This is a genomic window from Arthrobacter sp. MMS24-T111 (assembly GCF_054888995.1).
This window is the reverse complement of sequence record NZ_JBTZRO010000001.1, coordinates 3,170,498-3,188,791: the sequence shown is the minus strand read 5'-3', so window position 1 is coordinate 3,188,791 and position 18,294 is coordinate 3,170,498. Positions and strand designations below refer to the sequence as shown.

Sequence of the window (18,294 nt, the reverse complement as noted above, 5' to 3'; positions counted from 1 at the left end):
CGGGCAGAACCACCGCCGCCATGCCGTAGGGTCTTAGCGTGAACTGGTTTGAAGCGGCCCTGCTGGGCCTAGTACAGGGACTGACCGAATTTCTACCGATTTCATCGAGCGCACACCTGCGGATTGTGGGCGAGTTCCTTCCCAACGCGCAGGATCCGGGTGCAGCTTTTACGGCCATCACCCAGCTGGGCACGGAAACGGCCGTGCTCATCTACTTCTGGCGTGACATTGTCCGCATCGTCAAAGCCTGGGCGGGCTCATTGGCCGGCAAAGTGCCGCGGCAGGATCCCGATGCCCGCATGGGCTGGCTGGTGATTCTGGGCAGCTTGCCGATCATCGTGCTGGGGCTGCTCTTCCAGGACCAGATCGAGTCGGTCCTCCGCAGCATGTGGATCGTTGCCACCATGCTGATTGTCTTTGGCCTCATCCTCGCGGTGGCGGACGCCATCGGCGCCCAAAAACGGGACCTGGCCCACTTGACCTACAAGCACGGCATCTTTTACGGCCTCGCCCAGGCCATGGCCCTGATCCCGGGGGTATCACGCTCCGGCGGCACCATTACCGCCGGGCTCCTGATGGGCTATACCCGTGAGGCCGCCGCCCGTTATTCCTTCCTGCTCGCCATCCCCGCCGTGTTCGGCAGTGGCCTGTACCAGCTCTACAAAGTGGTCACCAAGGAAGGCATTACGGGGCCGTTCGGGCTGCCTGAGACCGCCCTGGCCACTGTGATCGCCCTGGTGGTGGGGTACGTCATCATCGGCTGGTTCCTGAAGTTCGTCTCCACGCGCAGCTACAGGTTGTTCGTCTGGTACCGGATCTTCCTGGGCCTCGCCCTCTACCTCCTGCTCGGTTTCAACGTCATCAGCGCCTAGGACTAGGCTTTACCTGTGAAATCCTGGACTTCCCGCCCCGTACCTGCCCTGCCCGGAAACATGCCCGCCATCCGGCTGTTCGACACTGCGGCAGGCCGCGAAGTGGCCCTCGAACCGGATGCCAGGCCGTCCATGTACGTCTGCGGCATCACCCCCTACGACGCAACCCACATGGGTCACGCCGCCAGCTATGTCGCCTTCGACCTGCTGAACCGTTCGTGGCGCGACGCCGGCAGCGAGGTGTCCTATGTCCAGAACGTCACCGACGTGGACGACCCCCTGCTTGAGCGCGCCACGGCCACCGGGGTGGACTGGCGCGATTTGGCCGCCGAACAGGTGGAGCTCTTCCAGACCGACATGGAAGCCCTCAACGTCCTGGCGCCGGACCACTACGTGGGCGCTGTTGAGTCCATCGCGCTCATCGTGCCGGAAGTGGAGCGGCTGGTAAGCATGGGCCTGGCCTACACAGTGGATGGCAGTAACGGCGAACCCGACGGAGACGTCTATTACGACGTCGAGGCAGCCGGCAAACAGTCAACCGCCCCTGACGCGTGGGCACTTGGAGCCATTTCCCACCTGGGCGAAAGCGCCATGCTGGAGCTTTTCGCCGAACGCGGCGGCGACCCGGGACGCGCCGGAAAGCGGCAGGCCCTGGATCCGTTGCTGTGGCGGGTGGCACGGGACGGTGAACCAAGCTGGCCCGGGGAAGCCTGGGCGCAGGCCGGCCCGGCTGGCACATTGAATGCACCGTCATCGCGCAGAAGTACCTGCCCTCGCCCTTCACCGTGCAGGGCGGCGGCTCCGACCTGATCTTCCCGCACCACGAAATGGGCGCCGGCCACGCCTACTCGCTGGCTGGAGTCCCGCTGGCGAAGCACTACGCCCACGCCGGCATGGTTGGGTTGGACGGCGAGAAGATGAGCAAGTCCAAAGGCAACCTGGTGTTGGTTTCGAAGCTCCGTGCTGCCGGGGAAGACCCGGCGGCCATCCGGCTGGCGATCCTGTCCCACCATTACCGTTCTGACTGGTCGTGGACGGATGAAGGGTTCGCAGCGGCCAAGGCAGACCTTGCGGCGTGGCGGACTGCCCTGCAGCATGCCCCCGCAGGTTCGGGAACGGCGCTCCTGGCCGGAATACGTGAAGCCATGGCAGCGGACCTCAACGCGCCTGCAGCGGTTGCCGCTGTATCCCGATGGGCACGGAATGCCAATGATGCCGGCGCTGCTGCCAGCGCCGCCGACGCCGCCCTGGTAAAGGACGCGGTGGACGCACTCCTGGGCATCCAGCTGTAAAGAACTCCGCTTCGGGCGGAATAAAGAGGGCCTGGCCCGGATTCCTCCGGGCCAGGCCCTCTTCGCGTCCGGCCGGTTTCAGCCCCTGTCCTGGCCCCGCCGCTTCAAATACCGCTCGAATTCCCGGGCAATGGACTCGCCGCTCGCTTCGGGCAGGTCGGCGGTATCCTTGGCTTCCTCCAACTGGCGTACGTAGGCGGCGATCTCCGGGTCCTCCGTGGCCAACTCATCCACACCGCGCTCCCACGCCTCTGCCTCCTCGGCCAGCTCATGGGTATCCAGGGGAACCTGGAGGAGTTCCTCAATCCGGTGCAGGAGAGCGAGCTGGGCCTTGGGTGACGGCGCCTGGGCCACATAGTGCGGTACGGCAGCCCACAAGGACACGGTGGGAATGCCGGCCAGCAGGGACACCTCGGACAGCACGCCGACAATGCCCACTGGCCCTTCGTACTGGGAAGCTTCCAAGTCCATCCGCTCCCGGAGCGGGGCGTCGTCGGAGGACGTGCTCACCGGAATCGGGCGGCTGTGCGGGACATCCGCCAGGAGCGCTCCGACGAGGACCACGTAATCCACGTGCAGCGCTTCCGCATGAACCAGCAGCTCAGCGGTGTAGGCGCGCCATTTATAGGATGGCTCGGTGCCCTGCACAAAGATGACATCCACATTGGAATTTGGCGCGCTGGCCTTGTAGATCCGGGTGGAAGGCCACTTGATCTTCCGTTCGCCTGCCGCGTTCCGGCGGACGGTGGGGCGCGTGAACTGAAAGTCGTAGTACTCGTCAGCATCGATGGATGCCACTTTCTTGCCGCCCCACAATTTGTTCAGATAGCGCAACGAATCGCTGGCCGCTTCTCCGGCGTCGTTCCACCCTTCAAAGGCGGCAAGCATCACCGTTACGCGCTGTCCGTCTGCCACCGGCTGGAGGAACCGTTCCCGCTCGGGTCCGGCACCCTCTTCCGCCGTGGCTCCCTCGAAGCTATTCATTTCTTCACCCTACGTCCAAGGTGCTTGGTCGTGCATGGATTGAAGCGCCGCAAATCCCCGTAAACCCGTCCTTGTGGCACCCCTGCCGCGTCATATTCGCCAAGGGCGTAGCCCACAGCCTCCGCCCAGCCACGCCCCGTAGACTGGCTATATGTCAATACCTGCCGCCAGTTCACCGCTCAAGGCCGTCCTGTGGGATATGGACGGGACCATCGTGGATACCGAGCCGTACTGGATCGCCGCTGAGCGGGCACTGGTTGAGGCGCACGGAGGTACTTGGAGCCACCAGCAGGCCATGCAGCTGGTTGGACAGTCATTGACTTTTTCTGCCGGACTGTTGCAGCAGGCGGGTGTGGAGCTGGAAATCCGTGAGATCATCGACGCCCTGACCGCCCAAGTCATCAGCAGCGTCCAGCAGCAGGTGCCGTGGCGGCCCGGTGCCCGTGAGCTGTTGGAAGAACTCCACCAAGCCGGGGTGCGGTGCGCCCTGGTCACCATGTCCGAAGGCCCACTTGCCCGGGAGGTGGTGGCCAACCTTCCCAGGCCCTACTTCGAAGTGCTGGTCACCGGTGACACCGTCACCCAGGGCAAGCCGCATCCGGAGGCCTACCTGACGGCAGTGGAGTTGTTGCAGGAAGCCGACCCCGAGCTCGGCATCCACCATTGCGTCGCGCTGGAAGATTCCGTGCCGGGCGTGGCTGCAGCGGTTGCCTCCGGGGTCGCAACGGTGGCAGTGCCGCACATCGTTCCCCTGCCCGACCATGACAGCTACGAACTCTGGGACTCCCTGGCCGGCCGGTCACTGGGAGAGCTGGAAGCCCTGCTGGTGGGTGCGGGTTCCCATGGCCGCGCGGCACCCGCCCCGGGTGATCCCCGTGGCTGACCACAGCGCGAAGCCCGGCACTGGCCAGGATGCCCCCGCACGCCGCGAGGGGATCCCGCTGGGACGGATCGCCGGCGTCCCCGTGGTCCTTGCCTACTCATGGTTCGTCATCGCAGCCTTTACCGTAATCGTGTACGGACCGGTCCTGGCACGGAACAACCCCGTGCTGGGCGCCAGTGCCTACGTCGTCGCTTTCGCCTACGCCGTCCTGTTGCTGATCTCTGTGCTCGTGCATGAACTGGCCCACGCCCTCACCGCGAAGATCTACGGCTGGCCCACCCAGAAAATCGTCCTTAACCTCTGGGGCGGCCACACCCAGTTCGAGAGCTTCACAGCGTCCCCGGGACGCTCCGTAGTGGTGGCCCTTGCCGGACCGGCGGCCAACTTCATCCTCGCCGGGGGTGCATGGCTGGTGCTTGGCACCAACAGCCTCGGGAGTGTCGCCGAGATCCTGACAAACATCTTCATGTGGGCCAACTTCCTCATCGGTGTCTTCAACGTCCTTCCGGGCCTTCCGCTGGACGGAGGCCGCATGGTCGAGTCCATCGTCTGGAAAGCCACCGGCAGCCAGGCGAAGGGCACCGTGGCCGCCGGCTGGGGCGGACGGATCATCGTCCTCGCCATCGCCTACTGGTTCCTGGTACGCCCCTTACTCGCCGGTGACCGCCCCGACTTCAGTTTCCTGATGATCACCATCCTTGTGGGTGGCTTCCTGTGGATGGGCGCCTCGGCATCCATCCAACAAGGGACACTGCGCGGCAGGCTCCCACTGGTCAGTGCCGCGGCTTTGTCCATGCCCGCTGCCGGCCTGCCCGCCACCGCAACTGCCGGAGACGCCGTCCGCCTCTCCGAAGGCGGGGCAAGGGCAGTGGTGGTCTGCGGACCGGACGGACGGCCGCAAGGCGTGGTGGACCCGGAGGCACTCAACTCAGTCCCCGCCGCCGCGGCGGATTCGACGCCGATTGATGCCGTCTCCTTCCCGCTTGCGGGCGGCGCGTACGTTCCTGAGTGGTCCAAGGGGCAGAGCTGGTCCAGTTCCTGTCCCAGGTTGCGGGCCGCCACTACGCCGTGGTGGACCACAACGGACAGGTCACCGGGCTGTTGACGCAGGAAGCCGTCCTCGCAACCATCACAGGCAAGAGTCTGAGAAACGATAGCTACCCTCAGGGCCAGAACCGGTAGAGTTACCTGCCGGTCATGCATTGCCGCCGCCAACGCCAACTGGAGCCCCGAGGGGCCAAGGGAGCGGCACAACCAGGTTTACAGGAGCGAGGAAAAATCATGAGCAGCGAAACTGCCGTCAACGACGCCAAGGGCGCAGCACAATCCGGTGTTGCCGCCAGCGGCTCGCAGCCGGTGGGAGCCGCCCGTCGCCGCGGCCCTTTCCGCGAGGGCGAACGCGTCCAGCTGACTGACGAACGCGGCCGGATGAACACCATCACCCTGGAGCGTGGCGGCGCCTTTCACACGCACCGCGGCTTCCTGAACCACGACGAGATTATCGGCCAGGTGGATGGTTCCGTCGTGGTGAACAATGTGGGCCAGCAGTACCAGACACTGCGCCCGCTGCTTTCCGACTTCGTCCTCTCCATGCCGCGTGGCGCCGCCGTCGTCTACCCCAAGGACGCAGGCCAGATCGTCACCATGGCGGACATCTTCCCCGGCGCACGCGTGGTGGAAGCCGGCGTCGGCTCGGGTGCCTTGTCCATCTCCCTGCTGCGTGCGGTCGGCGACAACGGCTACCTCCACTCCTTCGAACGCCGCGAGGAATTCGCCGACATCGCCCGCGGCAACGTGGAAACCATCTTCGGCGGCCCGCACCCTGCGTGGCAGATTTCCCTCGGCGACTTCCAGGAGGAAGTGGTCAAGGCCGAGGCCCCCGGCTCCGTCGACAGGGTGGTCCTGGACATGCTGGCACCGTGGGAATGCCTCGACGCCGTGGCCACGGTCCTCGCACCCGGCGGCGTGTGGATCAACTACGTAGCCACCGTCACGCAGCTCTCCCGGACGGCCGAGGCCATCCGCGCCGACGGTCGCTTCACGGAACCCGATGCCTGGGAGTCAATGGTCCGCGGCTGGCACCTTGAAGGCTTGGCCGTTCGCCCCGACCACCGCATGGTGGCCCACACCGGTTTCCTCCTGGTCACCCGCCGGCTCGCCGACGGCGTCACCGGCATCTCCGTGAAGCGCCGCCCTTCGAAGACCGAATTCAACGAAGAAGACGTCAATGCCTGGACCCCCGGTGCCGTAGGGGAGCGGGCGGTGTCGGACAAGAAACTCCGCCGGGCCGCCCGGGACGCCATTGCCGGCACAAATGTCGTGGACACCCCCGAGGTTACGAACTAGTCCATATTTCGGGAGTCTCCATCCCTACCCGCCCTCTTGGGACTAATGTCTTAAGAGAAGCGCAGGAAGGGGCTGATACATCATGGAGACTCCAAACCAGGACTCCGGACGTACACCGGCAGAGCAGTCTGCCGCCAACGACCTCTCGGTTGCTGACCGCCAGGTCAACATACTTCGGGACAAGCTCAGGCACATCGACCGCCAGCTCGCAGCGGCAACCCAAAACAACACCAAGCTGGTCACCATGCTTGAGACCGCGAAAGCGGAAATCCTGCGGCTTAAGAACGCCTTGGACCAGGAAGGACAGCCGCCGTACAGCTTCGGCACCATCCTCCAAATCAACCCGAAACGGCAGCCCGCCCCCGGCAACAGCGGCCAGGCTGCCACCGAGGAATCGGTGGACATCTTCAACGCGGGCCGGAAGATGCGCGTGGGCATCAGCCCGCTGGTCAACATCAACCAGCTTGCGGTCGGCCAGGAAGTGCTGCTGAACGAGGCACTCCTGATCGTCGCGGGGCTGGGCTACGAGCGGGCAGGTGAGCTCGCCACCCTGAAGGAAATGCTCGGACGGGACCGCGCCCTTGTGGTTGGCCGCGCGGACGAAGAACGCGTTGTCCGGCTCTCCGGTGCGCTCCTGTCCGAAAAACTGCGGGTCGGCGATGCCCTCTCCGTCGATTCCCGGACCGGATACGCGCTGGAGAAGGTTCCCCGCTCAGAGGTGGAAAACCTTGTCCTCGAGGAAGTTCCGGACATCACGTACGAGGACATCGGCGGCCTTGGCCCCCAGATCGAGCAGATCCGGGACGCCGTGGAACTGCCGTTCCTGCACCCGGACCTCTACCGGGAGCACGGCCTCAAGGCTCCCAAGGGCATCCTGCTGTATGGCCCTCCCGGCTGCGGCAAGACCCTGATTGCCAAGGCCGTTGCCAACTCGCTCGCGGCCCGCGCCGCGGAGCGGTCCGGGAATGTCGACCTGAAGAGCTACTTCCTGAACATCAAGGGCCCGGAACTCCTCGACAAGTACGTTGGCGAGACCGAGCGGCACATCCGCCTGATCTTCGCCCGCGCCCGGGAGAAGGCCTCGGACGGCAGCCCCGTCGTGGTGTTCTTCGACGAAATGGACTCGCTGTTCCGCACCCGCGGCACCGGCATTTCGTCCGACGTCGAAACCACCATCGTGCCCCAGCTCCTCAGCGAGATCGACGGCGTCGAGCGCCTGGACAACGTGATCGTCATCGGCGCATCCAACCGCGAGGACATGATCGATCCCGCCATCCTGCGGCCCGGCCGGCTTGACGTGAAGGTCAAGATCCAGCGGCCCGATGCGGAGGCAGCGGCCGACATCTTCAACAAATACATCACTCCGGACCTGCCGTTCCACGAATCAGACCTGGCCGAACACAACGGTGATGTCCAGGCCACCGTCGACGCCATGGTCCAGCGCACCGTGGAGGCGATGTACTCCACCGACAAATCCAACGAGTTCCTGGAGGTCACCTACGCCAACGGTGACACGGAAATGCTGTACTTCAAGGACTTCAACTCCGGTGCCGTGGTGCAGAACGTGGTGGACAGGGCCAAGAAGTATGCCATCAAGGACCTGCTGACATCACACCAGAAAGGTCTCCGGATCGAGCACCTGCTGCGCGCGGTCGTGGACGAATTCCGCGAACACGAGGACATGCCCAACACCACCAACCCTGACGACTGGGCGCGCATCTCCGGGAAGAAGGGCGAACGGATCACCTATATCCGGACCATCGTCCAAGGCAAGGCCGGGCAGGAGCCCGGGAAGTCGATCGAAACCATGCCCACCACGGGACAGTATCTATGACGGGTGGATCAGGACCCGCCGTCGGGGGCGCCCTCCCTGCCGGCGGGGCCATGCGGGTCATGGGCGCGGAAACCGAGTACGGCATCCATGCTCCCTCCGCACCCTCGGCCAACGCCACCATGATGAGTGCCCGCGTGGTCCAGGCCTACGCCCAGGTCACCCGGCAGCGGGCCGCCGGGGGAGCGGAAACCCGGTGGGACTACACGGATGAAGAACCCCTGCATGATGCCCGGGGCTGGACGGTGGACCGCGGATCGGCGCACCCCAGCCAGCTGACCGACCAGCCGCCGGTGCTTGACGCCGAGTCCGTAGCGTTGGCTTACGGCCGCGAGGAACTTGAGCTGGACGGCCAGGACGAGTCGGGGTCCCTGCTGATGAACATGGTCCTTGGCAACGGGGCACGGCTGTACGTTGACCATGCCCACCCGGAGTACTCAAGCCCCGAGGTGACCAACCCGCGCGACGCCGTGGCCTGGGACGCAGCGGGCGACCTCGTCGCCCTGGCCGCGGTTCGGCGCCTGGCAGCCGACCCTGCCCTGCCCCAGGTCAATCTCTACAAGAACAACACCGACAACAAGTCCGTTTCCTATGGGTCGCATGAAAACTACCTCATGCCCCGATCCGTGCCATTTGGCGACATTGTCCGCGGACTGACACCCTTCTTCGTGAGCCGGCAGGTGGTGTGCGGAGCCGGACGCTTGGGTCTGGGCCAGGACAGTTCCACTCCCGGTTTCCAGGTCAGCCAGCGGGCCGACTTCTTTGAGGCGGAAGTCGGGCTGGAAACCACCATCCGCAGGCCCATCATCAACACCCGGGACGAGCCGCACGCCACCGCGGACAAGTATCGGCGCCTGCACGTAATCATTGGGGATGCCAACCTCAGCCAAGTCTCCAACTACCTCAAGTTCGGTACCACCGCACTGGTCCTCAGCCTGATCGAAGCCGGGCTGGCACCAAAAATCGAGGTCTACGAGCCTGTCACCGCACTGAAGACGGTCAGCCACGACACGTCGCTGACCGCCAAGCTGCGCCTCCTGGACGGCCGTCGGGTGACGGCGCTGGACCTTCAGTGGATGTACCACGAGGCCGCCGCAAAACTTGCGCAGGACACCGGTGTGGGCGACGCCCTGGACGGCGACGGCCACACCCACAACGTCCTGGAACGGTGGGCCACCGTCCTGACGCAGCTGGACAACGACCGGACGGCGGCCGCGGGGTCCGTGGAGTGGCTGGCGAAACTCTCCCTGCTGGACGGCTACCGCCAACGCGACGGACTGGAATGGAGTGATGCCCGGCTCGGCTTGGTGGATCTGCAGTGGTCTGACATCAGGCCTGAAAAGGGCCTGTACTACCGCATGCTCGCCAGGGGCCGGATGCAGCGTGTGGTGGACGACGCCGCCATCGCCGCCGCAGTGGCGGAGCCTCCGGAGGACACGCGGGCGTTCTTCCGCGGCAAGTGCATCAGCAGCTTCGGCAAGGACGTCGTGGGCGCCAGCTGGGATTCGGTGATCTTCGACGTACCGGGTTACGGACGGCTCCAACGCGTGCCCACCCGGGAGCCCTTGAGGGGAACCAAAGAGCTGACCGGAGCGTTGTTTGAGCGCTACCGGGAAGCAGGACCGTTCCTGGGAGAACTGCTGGGACACAACAGCACTCCGCCTGCGGCGTAAACCGCGCCGGAATGCCCGTCCCGTGGCAGGATGGGGATATCGGAGGATCCGCCGGATCCGCCGGAAGAACGAGGAGGGAAACCGATGGCAGGCCAGGAGCAACAGCAGCCGCAGTCACGTGACAGCCAGGTCGAAGACGACATTCCCGAGGCACCCCCGGCACCGCCCGAGGCGCAGGCATCGGCGTCGACCGAAGGCGTGGACGACCTCCTGGATGAAATCGACGGCGTGCTGGAATCGAACGCCGAAGAATTCGTCCGGGCCTTCGTCCAAAAGGGCGGCCAGTAACCCGGACTGATGGGTGGCGGAAGCCGCGGCCGGCCGGAATCTGTACCGACGTTGAGGTACCACGTTCAAGGAGTGATGAGTGCAGGAATCAACCGCCAACCAGGTAGCCGCCAACGCCACCTCGTCCTTTACCGAGCATCTGCAGCGGGACCGGCCGGAGCTATTGCCCTTTAGCCGGTCCTTCTCCGGCAGCGCGTCAGCGGCTGCCCCCGTGCAGGTTCCCCACGCCACCACGATCGTAGCGATGAGCTACACCGACGGTGTCCTGATGGCGGGCGACCGGCGGGCCACCATGGGCAATGTCATTGCCAGCCGGCACATTGAGAAGGTTTTCCCCGCCGACCGCTTCTCGGTCCTTGGCATCGCCGGAACCGCAGGCATTGCGATCGACCTGACCCGGCTCTTCCAGGTTGAACTTGAGCACTACGAAAAGATCGAGGGCACCCAGCTCAGCCTTGAGGGAAAGGCAAACCGGCTGGGCGCCATGATCAGGGGCAATCTGCCCATGGCATTGCAGGGCCTGGCAGTGGTACCGCTCTTCGCCGGCTTCGACACGGGCGCCAACGTGGGCAGGTTGTTCTCCTATGACGTCACCGGGGGCAGGTACGAGGAACACGAACACCACACGGTGGGCTCGGGTTCAGTCTTCGCCCGCGGGGCCTTGAAGAAGCTTTGGCGGCCCAACCTCACCGCCGCCGAGGCGCTGTCCGTGGCCGTGGAATCCCTATACGACGCGGCGGACGATGACTCCGCCACCGGCGGTCCGGATACCGTCCGGCAGTTGTGGCCGGTGGTCTATACCGTGGACAGGACGGGCGCCCGGCGGGTTCCGGACGCCGAACTATCGGCCGCGTCGCGGAACATCATCGAATCCCGCACCATCGCCGGACGGGAGGCCTGAGATGACGCAGCAGTTCTATGTCTCGCCTGAACAGCTGATGAAGGACCGCGCGGACTTCGCGCGGAAGGGCATCGCCCGCGGCCGCTCGGTGGTGGTGATCAGCTGCGCGGACGGCATCGCCTTGGTCGCCGAGAACCCTTCCCCGTCACTGCACAAGATCGGCGAGATTTACGACAAAATCGCTTTCGCAGCCGTAGGGAAATACAACGAATTTGAAAGCCTCCGCCAGGCAGGTGTCCGCTACGCCGACGTTCGCGGCTACTCCTATGACCGCGAGGACGTCACCGCCCGCGGGCTGGCCAGCGTGTACGCGCAAAGCCTCGGAGCAGTCTTCACCGCCGAGCAAAAGCCCTTCGAGGTGGAGCTTGCCGTCGCCGAGGTGGGCCCCACCCAGGCCGACGACCACCTGTACCGCCTGACCTTCGACGGCTCGATCGCAGACGAACACAGCTTCGTCGTCATGGGTGGGCAGGCCGAGAAAGTCTCCTCCGCCATCGACGCCGGCTGGCAGGCCTCCCTGGGGTTCGCCGACGCCGTCCGCCTGGCCCTGAAAGGGCTGACCCCCGCCCCGGACACGGACCAACCGCCCACCCCGCTGCCCGCAAGCGCCCTCGAGGTGGCGGTCCTGGACAGGCATTCCGAAAGCTCCCGCGGGACACGGCGCGCCTTCCGCAGGCTGAACGACGCGGACATTACGGCATTGCTGGCCTAGGAGGACCACATGGACAAGAGAATCTTCGGCATCGAAACCGAATTCGGGATCTCGTATTCAAGCCCGGATTCGAGGCCTCTTGCTCCTGAAGAGGTGGCGCGGTACCTCTTCCGTAAGGTGGTCAGCTGGGGCCGCTCATCCAATGTTTTCCTCACCAACGGCTCCCGGCTCTACCTCGATGTTGGATCCCACCCCGAGTACGCCACCGCCGAGTGCGATGACCTTGCCCAACTGATCGCCCACGACCGTGCGGGTGAGTTGATCCTCGACGACCTCGTGGACGAAGCCCAGGCGAGGCTTGCAGCAGAAGGCTTCAACGGCACCGTCTACCTGTTCAAGAACAACACGGACTCCGCCGGGAACTCCTACGGCAGCCACGAGAACTACCTCATCCCGCGGCGCGGCGAGTTTTCCCGCCTCGCCGAGATCCTGATTCCCTTCCTGGTGACCCGCCAGCTCATCGCAGGGGCCGGAAAGATCCTGAAGACGCCGCACGGGGCCACGTACGCGTTCTCCCAACGTGCCGACCACATCTGGGAGGGCGTCTCCTCGGCCACCACCCGGTCGCGTCCCATCATCAACACCCGGGACGAGCCGCACGCGGATGCCGAGTTCTACCGTCGGCTCCACGTCATCGTCGGGGACTCGAACATGTCAGAGGCCACAGCGCTCATGAAGGTGGGCACCGTGGACCTGGTCCTGCGGATGATCGAGGCAGGCGTGATCATGCGCGACATGCGGATGGAAAACCCCATCCGGAGCATCCGCGAAATTTCCCATGACCTCAGCGGAAGGGCACTCGTGCGGCTCGCCAACGGCCGCCAGCTCGCCGCCCTTGAGATCCAGCAGGAGTACCTCACCAAGGTCACCGCTTTCGTCCAGGAACATGGCGCGCACAACCCGCACGTTCCAGTCATCCTGGACCTGTGGGAACGGACCCTCCACGCGATCGAAACCGGCGATACCAGGAGCATCGATACCGAAATCGACTGGGCCATAAAGAAGAAGCTGATGGACAATTACCGCGAACGCCATGGCCTGGGCCTGGAGGCGCCCCGCATCGCCCAGCTCGATCTGACGTACCACGACATCTCCCGCAGCCGGGGCATCTACTATCTGCTGCAGTCCCGCGGTGCCGTGCGCCGCATCGTTGACGATACCGTCATCAAGGGAGCCGTGGACGCGCCGCCGCAAACCACGCGCGCCAAGCTGCGGGGCGACTTTGTCCGCCGGGCCCAGGAGTTGGGACGCGACTATACGGTGGACTGGGTGCACCTGAAGCTCAACGACCGTGCCCACCAGACCATTCTCTGCAAGGATCCGTTCCGCAGCGTGGATGAGCGCGTGGATGCCCTGCTGGACTCTATGGGCTGACGTCCAGCTTCAGGGTCTATTCTGGATAAGGTCCTTTTAACGGGACCTTCCACGGCATTGTCCGCTGCCATGCGGACTGCCGTATCCATCTTGCCCCGACGAAAGTTTCCTACGTGCGCCGACTACTAGCAATCCTCCTTCCCGGCCTGCTGCTGCTGACCGCCTGTGGAGGCACAGCTTCACAGCCTGAGCCCACCAGCCAGTCTGCCGGGGAGACTGCAAAGTTCGACTCCCTCAAACTCACGGACAACGGGGACAAGAAGGCCCCTGGTGTGGACTTCGACAAGCCCCTGTCCGTCACCGAACCGACCATCAAGGTCGTTTCCCAAGGCAGCGGCGACGCCGTCAAGGCAAACCAGGTAGCCAAAATTTCAATCCTGGCCCTGAACGGCACGGACGGATCCCAGCTGGAGGACACGTTCCCCAGCGAGCCCGAGAGCCTCGAGCTGACCGACGACCTCAAGACCAGCAGCCCGGTCATCTACAACGCGTTCGTTGGCGCGAAGGTCGGATCCAGCCTGGCCTTGGCCGTCCCCGGCCAGCAAAGTGCCCCGTCGGCAAGCCCCAGCCCGTCCGACGGCGCCAGCCCCAGCCCTAGCGCCGCAGCTGATCCCACCCAGTTGCTGATCATCAAGGTCATTTCCGCTGCCGACTCCACGCCCGTCCTGGACAAGCCCCAAGGCGAGACCGTGACGCCGCCTCCCGGCCTGCCCACCGTGACGGAAAAAGACGGCAAGCCGGAAATCAACGTTGCGGGTGCCCCCGCGCCCACATCCCTCGTATCGCAGGACCTGATCAAGGGCACGGGCGCCACCGTCAAGGAATCCGACACCCTGACCGTGAACTACGTTGGCGTCAACCTCGCCGACGGCACAAAGTTTGATTCCAGCTTCGACCGCGGCCAACCGGCAACCTTCCCGTTGACCGGTGTCATCAAGGGCTGGACCCAGGGCCTGGCCGGCAAGACCGTAGGCTCCCGTGTCCTGCTCGTCATCCCCAAGGACCTGGCTTACGGCGACGCCGGCCAGGGCCAGGCGAAGGGTGACCTTGTCTTCGTAGTGGACATCCTCGGGGTCAAGTAGCAACACTTACAAGGAGGCCGCATCCTTTCGCGGCACCCACCAGAACACTCACGCAGAGGAGCAAGCATGTCGTTTGGACAGCGGGAATTCGACCGCCAGAAGCCCGAGATCGATTTTCCGGAAGGCGACGTCCCCACGGAACTGGTCATCACCGACCTCATTGAGGGCGACGGCCGGGAAGCCCAGGCTGGCGACACCGTCTCCACCCACTACGTTGGCGTCGCCTGGTCCACGGGTGAAGAATTCGACGCCTCTTGGGGCCGCGGCGCACCGCTGGACTTCCGGGTCGGCGTCGGCCAGGTCATCCAAGGCTGGGACCAGGGCCTGCTGGGCATGAAGGTCGGCGGCCGCCGCCGCCTCGAAATCCCCTCAGAACTGGCATACGGTTCCCGTGGAGCCGGTGGAGCGATCAAGCCCAACGAGGCACTGATCTTCGTGGTGGACCTCGTCGGGGTCCGCTGACTTTCAGCACACCGCACCAACCACAGGCGCGGCAGCACAGGGATGTTTCCCGGTGCTGCCGCGCTTTCGGTTTTAGGCGGAGGAGTTTAGTAACGTAGCCAAGGTGTCCGTATCCCGCACTGAACGACTCCTCAACCTGCTGATCGCGCTCCTGAACACCCGCTATGGGCTGCGGCGCAGTGAACTCCGGGAAAAGGTCTACCATGATGCTTCCGGCAACGACGTGGCATTTGGACGGATGTTCGAGCGCGACAAGAACGACCTGCGGGCAATGGGCTTCGAGGTTGAGACCCTCACGGACACCGGCTGGAGCGAAGACGATCCCGCCACCACGCGCTATCGGATCGGCAAGGAATCCAACAGGCTCCCCGACGTCCAGCTGGGACCGGAGGAATGGACCGTCCTGCTGCTCGCCTCGCAGCTTTGGGAGCGGGCCGCCCTGGGCACGGCGGCACAGAGCGCACTGCGCAAAATCCAGGCCTCCGGGAGGCTGGCGGACGTTGAACTGCCCGCCGGTGTCCAACCCCGGATCAAGCCCGCCGGGCAGGCCTTCGATGACATCGTGGCCGCCATGCATGCCCGGCATCCCGTCAGCTTCACTTACTTGGCCGGCAGCACCGGCAAGGAGGAAGAACGGGTGGTGGAACCCTGGGGCCTTGGCAGCCGCTTTGGCCAGTGGTACCTGATGGGGCTGGACCGCACCCGCAACGCCCCCCGGCATTTCCGCCTGTCCCGATTCACCAGCGCCGTCACGGTAATGAGCAAAGACCAGTACGCCCCGCCTGCGGACTTCAGCATCCGCGCCGCCTTGGACCGGCTGCCTGAATTGCCGCAGCGCACCGCCGTCGTGGACGTCAGGAAGGGGCGCCTCCTCGCCCTGCGCAGCCGTGCCGGAGCCGCCGCAATGCAGGTGCCGGGCGGACGGCCCGCCGACGGCTTTGACCGGCTTGTGCTGGAGTACAGGGATCCGGAAGTGCTGGCCGAGGAACTCGCCTCCTACGGGCCGGACGCGCTGGCAGTGGACCCGGAAGACCTCGCCGCTGCCGTGCGCCGCCGCCTTAGGGCCGCCGCCGCCTTCAGCGCCGCACCTGTCCCCGCGTACACGTTCGTCGACGTCCCCGCCCGGGCCGCCCGCAAGGGAACCTCCGAGGACCAGCTCAAGCGCATGCTCCAACTGGTCCCCTTCCTGGTCCACAACCAGGGCCTGCACATCCAGGATGTCGCAAAACATTTTGGGATCACCCGCGAGGAGCTGGAGGCTGATCTCCAGATCCTCATCTGCTCCGGGCTGCCCGAGGGTTACCCGGATGACCTGCTTGATATCCAGTGGGAAGACGGCCACGTCTTCATTTCCCAGGATCTGGACCTGAAGCGGCCCGTCCGATTCACCGTGGAGGAAGCCTGCGCACTGCTGACCGGCCTCGAAACGCTCAACGGCTTGCCCGACCTGCCAGGCGGAGGGGCATTGGAATCGGTCACCCTCAAGCTGCTCGCCGCAGCCGGTGAGGAGGGCCTCCAGGCGGCCTCCATCGCCGGCCCACAGGTGGCACCTGCAGACGCCCAAACCCATGCCACCGTCCGGCAAGCTATTGAAACCCGCTCCCAACTCCGGCTGACCTACCTCTCGCCCCAGCGGGACGCGGTCACGGTCCGGGATGTCGATCCCCTACGGCTCTATTCACTGGACAACACCTGGTACTTCGAAGCCTGGTGCCACAGTGTGTCAGGGCTCCGGAACTTCCGCCTGGACCGGGTGCAGGAGGTACACCCCAACGGCGCACCTGCCGGCGGCCACGCCACGCCCCGCGGCGGGGTGCCCGCCAAACTCTTCACCCCCAACGACGACGACACCACAGTGGTCATCCAGCTCACCCGGCAGGGGAGGGGCCTGGCGGACGACTACTACGCGGAGCGCACCGCGGAATTGCCCGACGGCGGCCTGGTGGCCGAGATCAGGTTTGGCAACACCGCCTGGCTGCCCATGTTCGTGGCCCAGCACGGGGGCACGGCCAGGATCCTGGCGCCGGCGGAAGTTGCCGGTGCGGCGAGGGAATGGCTCGCGGCGTCGCTGGCAACCTACGGCGGATAGACTTCCAGCATGCCTTGGTGGTCCTGGATCCTGATTTGGATAGCGCTTGTTGCGGTGTCCCTGCTGTTCTATGTCCTGTTGGGCATCCGCCTCTACCGCCAGTTCATGGCCACGGTAAGGGACCTCAGCGATGCTGCCGTAAGGCTGGGAAGCCTGGGTCCGGCCGGGTTGCCGGAGGAACACTCCGCTCCATCAGGTGTCGCGCCGGGTTCGGCTGTTTTTGCCTCGCCCGCTGTCATGAGACATGATTACGAGGCATCCAAATCGGCCAGGCAGGAAGAACGCCGCCGCCGTCGAGTGCAGCGCAAAAAGGACCGGGGCCAGCCGCAGGCGCTCGGAGATCTCGACTTCACATAGAAGTAGGATGTATTTAGAGGAAAGGATTTCCCGTGGGAAGACTCTTTGATGGCCCCTGGCCAATCGTCATTATCATCGTCGTAGCTTTGCTTCTTTTCGCCGCCCCCAAGCTTCCGGCCATGGCCCGCAGCCTGGGCCAGTCAATGCGGATCATCAAATCCGAGGTCAAGGAAATGAAGAACGACGGCAAAGCCGAGCCCGCCGAGCCCTCCGGGCCGGTGGAAGGCACCATCGTGAACCACCCCAAGGCGAAGCCCGGTGAGCCGACAGACGGCACTGACGTTCCGCCGTCGACCCGCGCCTGACCTCCCGTGGCACTGTCGCGGGCCCGTAAAGCCAATCCAGAGGGACGGATGTCCCTCTGGGAGCACCTCAAGGAGCTGAAGAACCGGCTGATCAAGTCGGCCATTGGCGTTGTCGTCGGCGGCATCGGGGGCTGGATACTTTACGATCCGCTGTTGAAGGCCCTGGCCGAACCGGTCAACAGGATCTCCGATGAGACCGGTGGCCTGGCCGCCATCAACTTCGGGACCATCGCCTCACCCTTTGACTTCAAACTCCAGATGTCGCTCCTCATCGGGGCAGTGATTTCCAGCCCCATCTGGATCTACCAGCTGTGGGCGTTCATCACTCCCGGCCTGACATCCAAGGAACGCCGCTACACCCTCGGCTACATGGCCGCCGCCATCCCGCTGTTCCTTGCCGGCATCTGGGTGGGGTGGCTGGTGGTTCCCCAGGTGGTGCATGCGCTGACGCAATTCACCCCCGCAGGCTCCTCAAGTGTGATCGATGCACGCACCTACATCGAATTCGTCACGCGCATGGTGCTGATGCTGGGCCTCGCCTTCCTGGTTCCGGTGGTCCTGGTCGGCGTCAACATGGCCGGACTTGTGGCCGGCCGCACCATCCTCAAGGCGTGGCGAATTACGGTGTTCCTCGTTTTCGTCCTGGCAGCCATTGCCGCCCCGGGCGCGGATGCCATCTCGATGTTCATGCTCGCCGGGCCCCTGCTGGCATTATTCTTTGCCGCCATCGGGATCTGCATCATGAATGACAAGCGGCGGGAGCGCCGCCAGGCCAAACAGGTTGCCGAAACAGAAGCCACCGCAGACGTAGCCACCCCGAGCAGTGAACTCAAGAAGCTCTAG

General features: G+C 64.9%; 16 protein-coding genes and 2 pseudogenes. 17 read left to right on the top strand and 1 reads right to left on the bottom strand.

All coding sequences use genetic code 11. From position 1 onward, the window contains the following. The first annotated feature begins 38 nt into the window (after positions 1–38). Together ACX5I6_RS14975 and mshC are read left to right on the top strand one after the other, a co-directional pair. Positions 39–872 carry an undecaprenyl-diphosphate phosphatase gene (locus tag ACX5I6_RS14975; RefSeq protein WP_018761335.1) on the top strand — a complete coding sequence of 278 codons (834 nt, stop codon included), beginning with the start codon at positions 39–41 and terminating at the stop codon, positions 870–872. Between the two features lie 15 nt (positions 873–887). Beyond that, positions 888–2,164, top strand: a pseudogene (mshC, locus tag ACX5I6_RS14970) (cysteine--1-D-myo-inosityl 2-amino-2-deoxy-alpha-D-glucopyranoside ligase). 78 nt (positions 2,165–2,242) lie between these two features. On the opposite strand, the gene ACX5I6_RS14965 reads toward mshC, so the two are convergent. Further along, positions 2,243–3,148: a PAC2 family protein gene (locus ACX5I6_RS14965; RefSeq protein ID WP_018761337.1), complete on the bottom strand. Its 906-nt coding sequence runs from the start codon at positions 3,146–3,148 to the stop codon at positions 2,243–2,245. 151 nt (positions 3,149–3,299) lie between these two features. Between ACX5I6_RS14965 and ACX5I6_RS14960 the strand changes: the two genes are divergently transcribed. From ACX5I6_RS14960 to tatC, 15 genes and pseudogenes are all read left to right on the top strand, one after another. Further along, the gene (locus ACX5I6_RS14960; protein WP_461840980.1) at positions 3,300–4,031 is read left to right on the top strand and encodes an HAD family hydrolase; all 732 of its coding nucleotides are present in this window, start codon (positions 3,300–3,302) and stop codon (positions 4,029–4,031) included. After that, a pseudogene (locus ACX5I6_RS14955) lies at positions 4,024–5,213 on the top strand (site-2 protease family protein). The gene ACX5I6_RS14960 and the pseudogene ACX5I6_RS14955 overlap by 8 nt, the downstream one beginning before the upstream one ends. Positions 5,214–5,312: 99 nt before the next feature. Then, the gene (locus ACX5I6_RS14950) at positions 5,313–6,377 is read left to right on the top strand and encodes a tRNA (adenine-N1)-methyltransferase (RefSeq protein WP_461840979.1); all 1,065 of its coding nucleotides are present in this window, start codon (positions 5,313–5,315) and stop codon (positions 6,375–6,377) included. A gap of 82 nt (positions 6,378–6,459) precedes the next feature. Continuing rightward, entirely contained in the window at positions 6,460–8,211 is a 1,752-nt protein-coding gene (arc, locus tag ACX5I6_RS14945; protein ID WP_461840978.1) for a proteasome ATPase, read from the top strand. After that, on the top strand, positions 8,208–9,881 hold the full coding sequence (gene dop / locus ACX5I6_RS14940; protein WP_461840977.1) for a depupylase/deamidase Dop: 1,674 nt from the start codon (positions 8,208–8,210) through the stop codon (positions 9,879–9,881). Before arc ends, dop begins: the two co-directional genes overlap by 4 nt. An 84-nt stretch (positions 9,882–9,965) precedes the next feature. After that, positions 9,966–10,169 (top strand): ubiquitin-like protein Pup, encoded by a 204-nt coding sequence (locus ACX5I6_RS14935; protein WP_018761343.1) that lies wholly within the window; start codon positions 9,966–9,968, stop codon positions 10,167–10,169. Positions 10,170–10,248: 79 nt separating this feature from the next. Beyond that, on the top strand, positions 10,249–11,070 hold the full coding sequence (prcB, locus tag ACX5I6_RS14930) for a proteasome subunit beta (RefSeq protein ID WP_018761344.1): 822 nt from the start codon (positions 10,249–10,251) through the stop codon (positions 11,068–11,070). A gap of 1 nt (position 11,071) precedes the next feature. After that, positions 11,072–11,782 (top strand): proteasome subunit alpha, encoded by a 711-nt coding sequence (gene prcA / locus ACX5I6_RS14925; RefSeq protein ID WP_461840976.1) that lies wholly within the window; start codon positions 11,072–11,074, stop codon positions 11,780–11,782. A gap of 9 nt (positions 11,783–11,791) precedes the next feature. Next, the gene (gene pafA / locus ACX5I6_RS14920) at positions 11,792–13,156 is read left to right on the top strand and encodes a Pup--protein ligase (protein ID WP_461840975.1); all 1,365 of its coding nucleotides are present in this window, start codon (positions 11,792–11,794) and stop codon (positions 13,154–13,156) included. 113 nt (positions 13,157–13,269) lie between these two features. Further along, positions 13,270–14,238, top strand: a complete 969-nt coding sequence (locus ACX5I6_RS14915; RefSeq protein ID WP_018761347.1) for an FKBP-type peptidyl-prolyl cis-trans isomerase — start codon at positions 13,270–13,272, stop codon at positions 14,236–14,238. A 66-nt stretch (positions 14,239–14,304) separates the two neighbouring features. Then, positions 14,305–14,700, top strand: coding sequence for an FKBP-type peptidyl-prolyl cis-trans isomerase (locus ACX5I6_RS14910; protein WP_285243018.1), 396 nt, complete (start codon positions 14,305–14,307; stop codon positions 14,698–14,700). 103 nt (positions 14,701–14,803) lie between these two features. Then, a complete protein-coding gene (locus tag ACX5I6_RS14905; RefSeq protein WP_461840974.1) occupies positions 14,804–16,789 on the top strand; it encodes a helix-turn-helix transcriptional regulator in 1,986 nt (661 codons plus the stop codon). A gap of 9 nt (positions 16,790–16,798) precedes the next feature. Then, positions 16,799–17,146: a hypothetical protein gene (locus ACX5I6_RS14900; RefSeq protein ID WP_461840973.1), complete on the top strand. Its 348-nt coding sequence runs from the start codon at positions 16,799–16,801 to the stop codon at positions 17,144–17,146. 32 nt (positions 17,147–17,178) lie between these two features. Further along, positions 17,179–17,451, top strand: coding sequence for a Sec-independent protein translocase subunit TatA (gene tatA / locus ACX5I6_RS14895; RefSeq protein WP_018761351.1), 273 nt, complete (start codon positions 17,179–17,181; stop codon positions 17,449–17,451). Between the two features lie 48 nt (positions 17,452–17,499). After that, positions 17,500–18,294 carry a twin-arginine translocase subunit TatC gene (tatC, locus tag ACX5I6_RS14890; protein WP_461840972.1) on the top strand — a complete coding sequence of 265 codons (795 nt, stop codon included), beginning with the start codon at positions 17,500–17,502 and terminating at the stop codon, positions 18,292–18,294.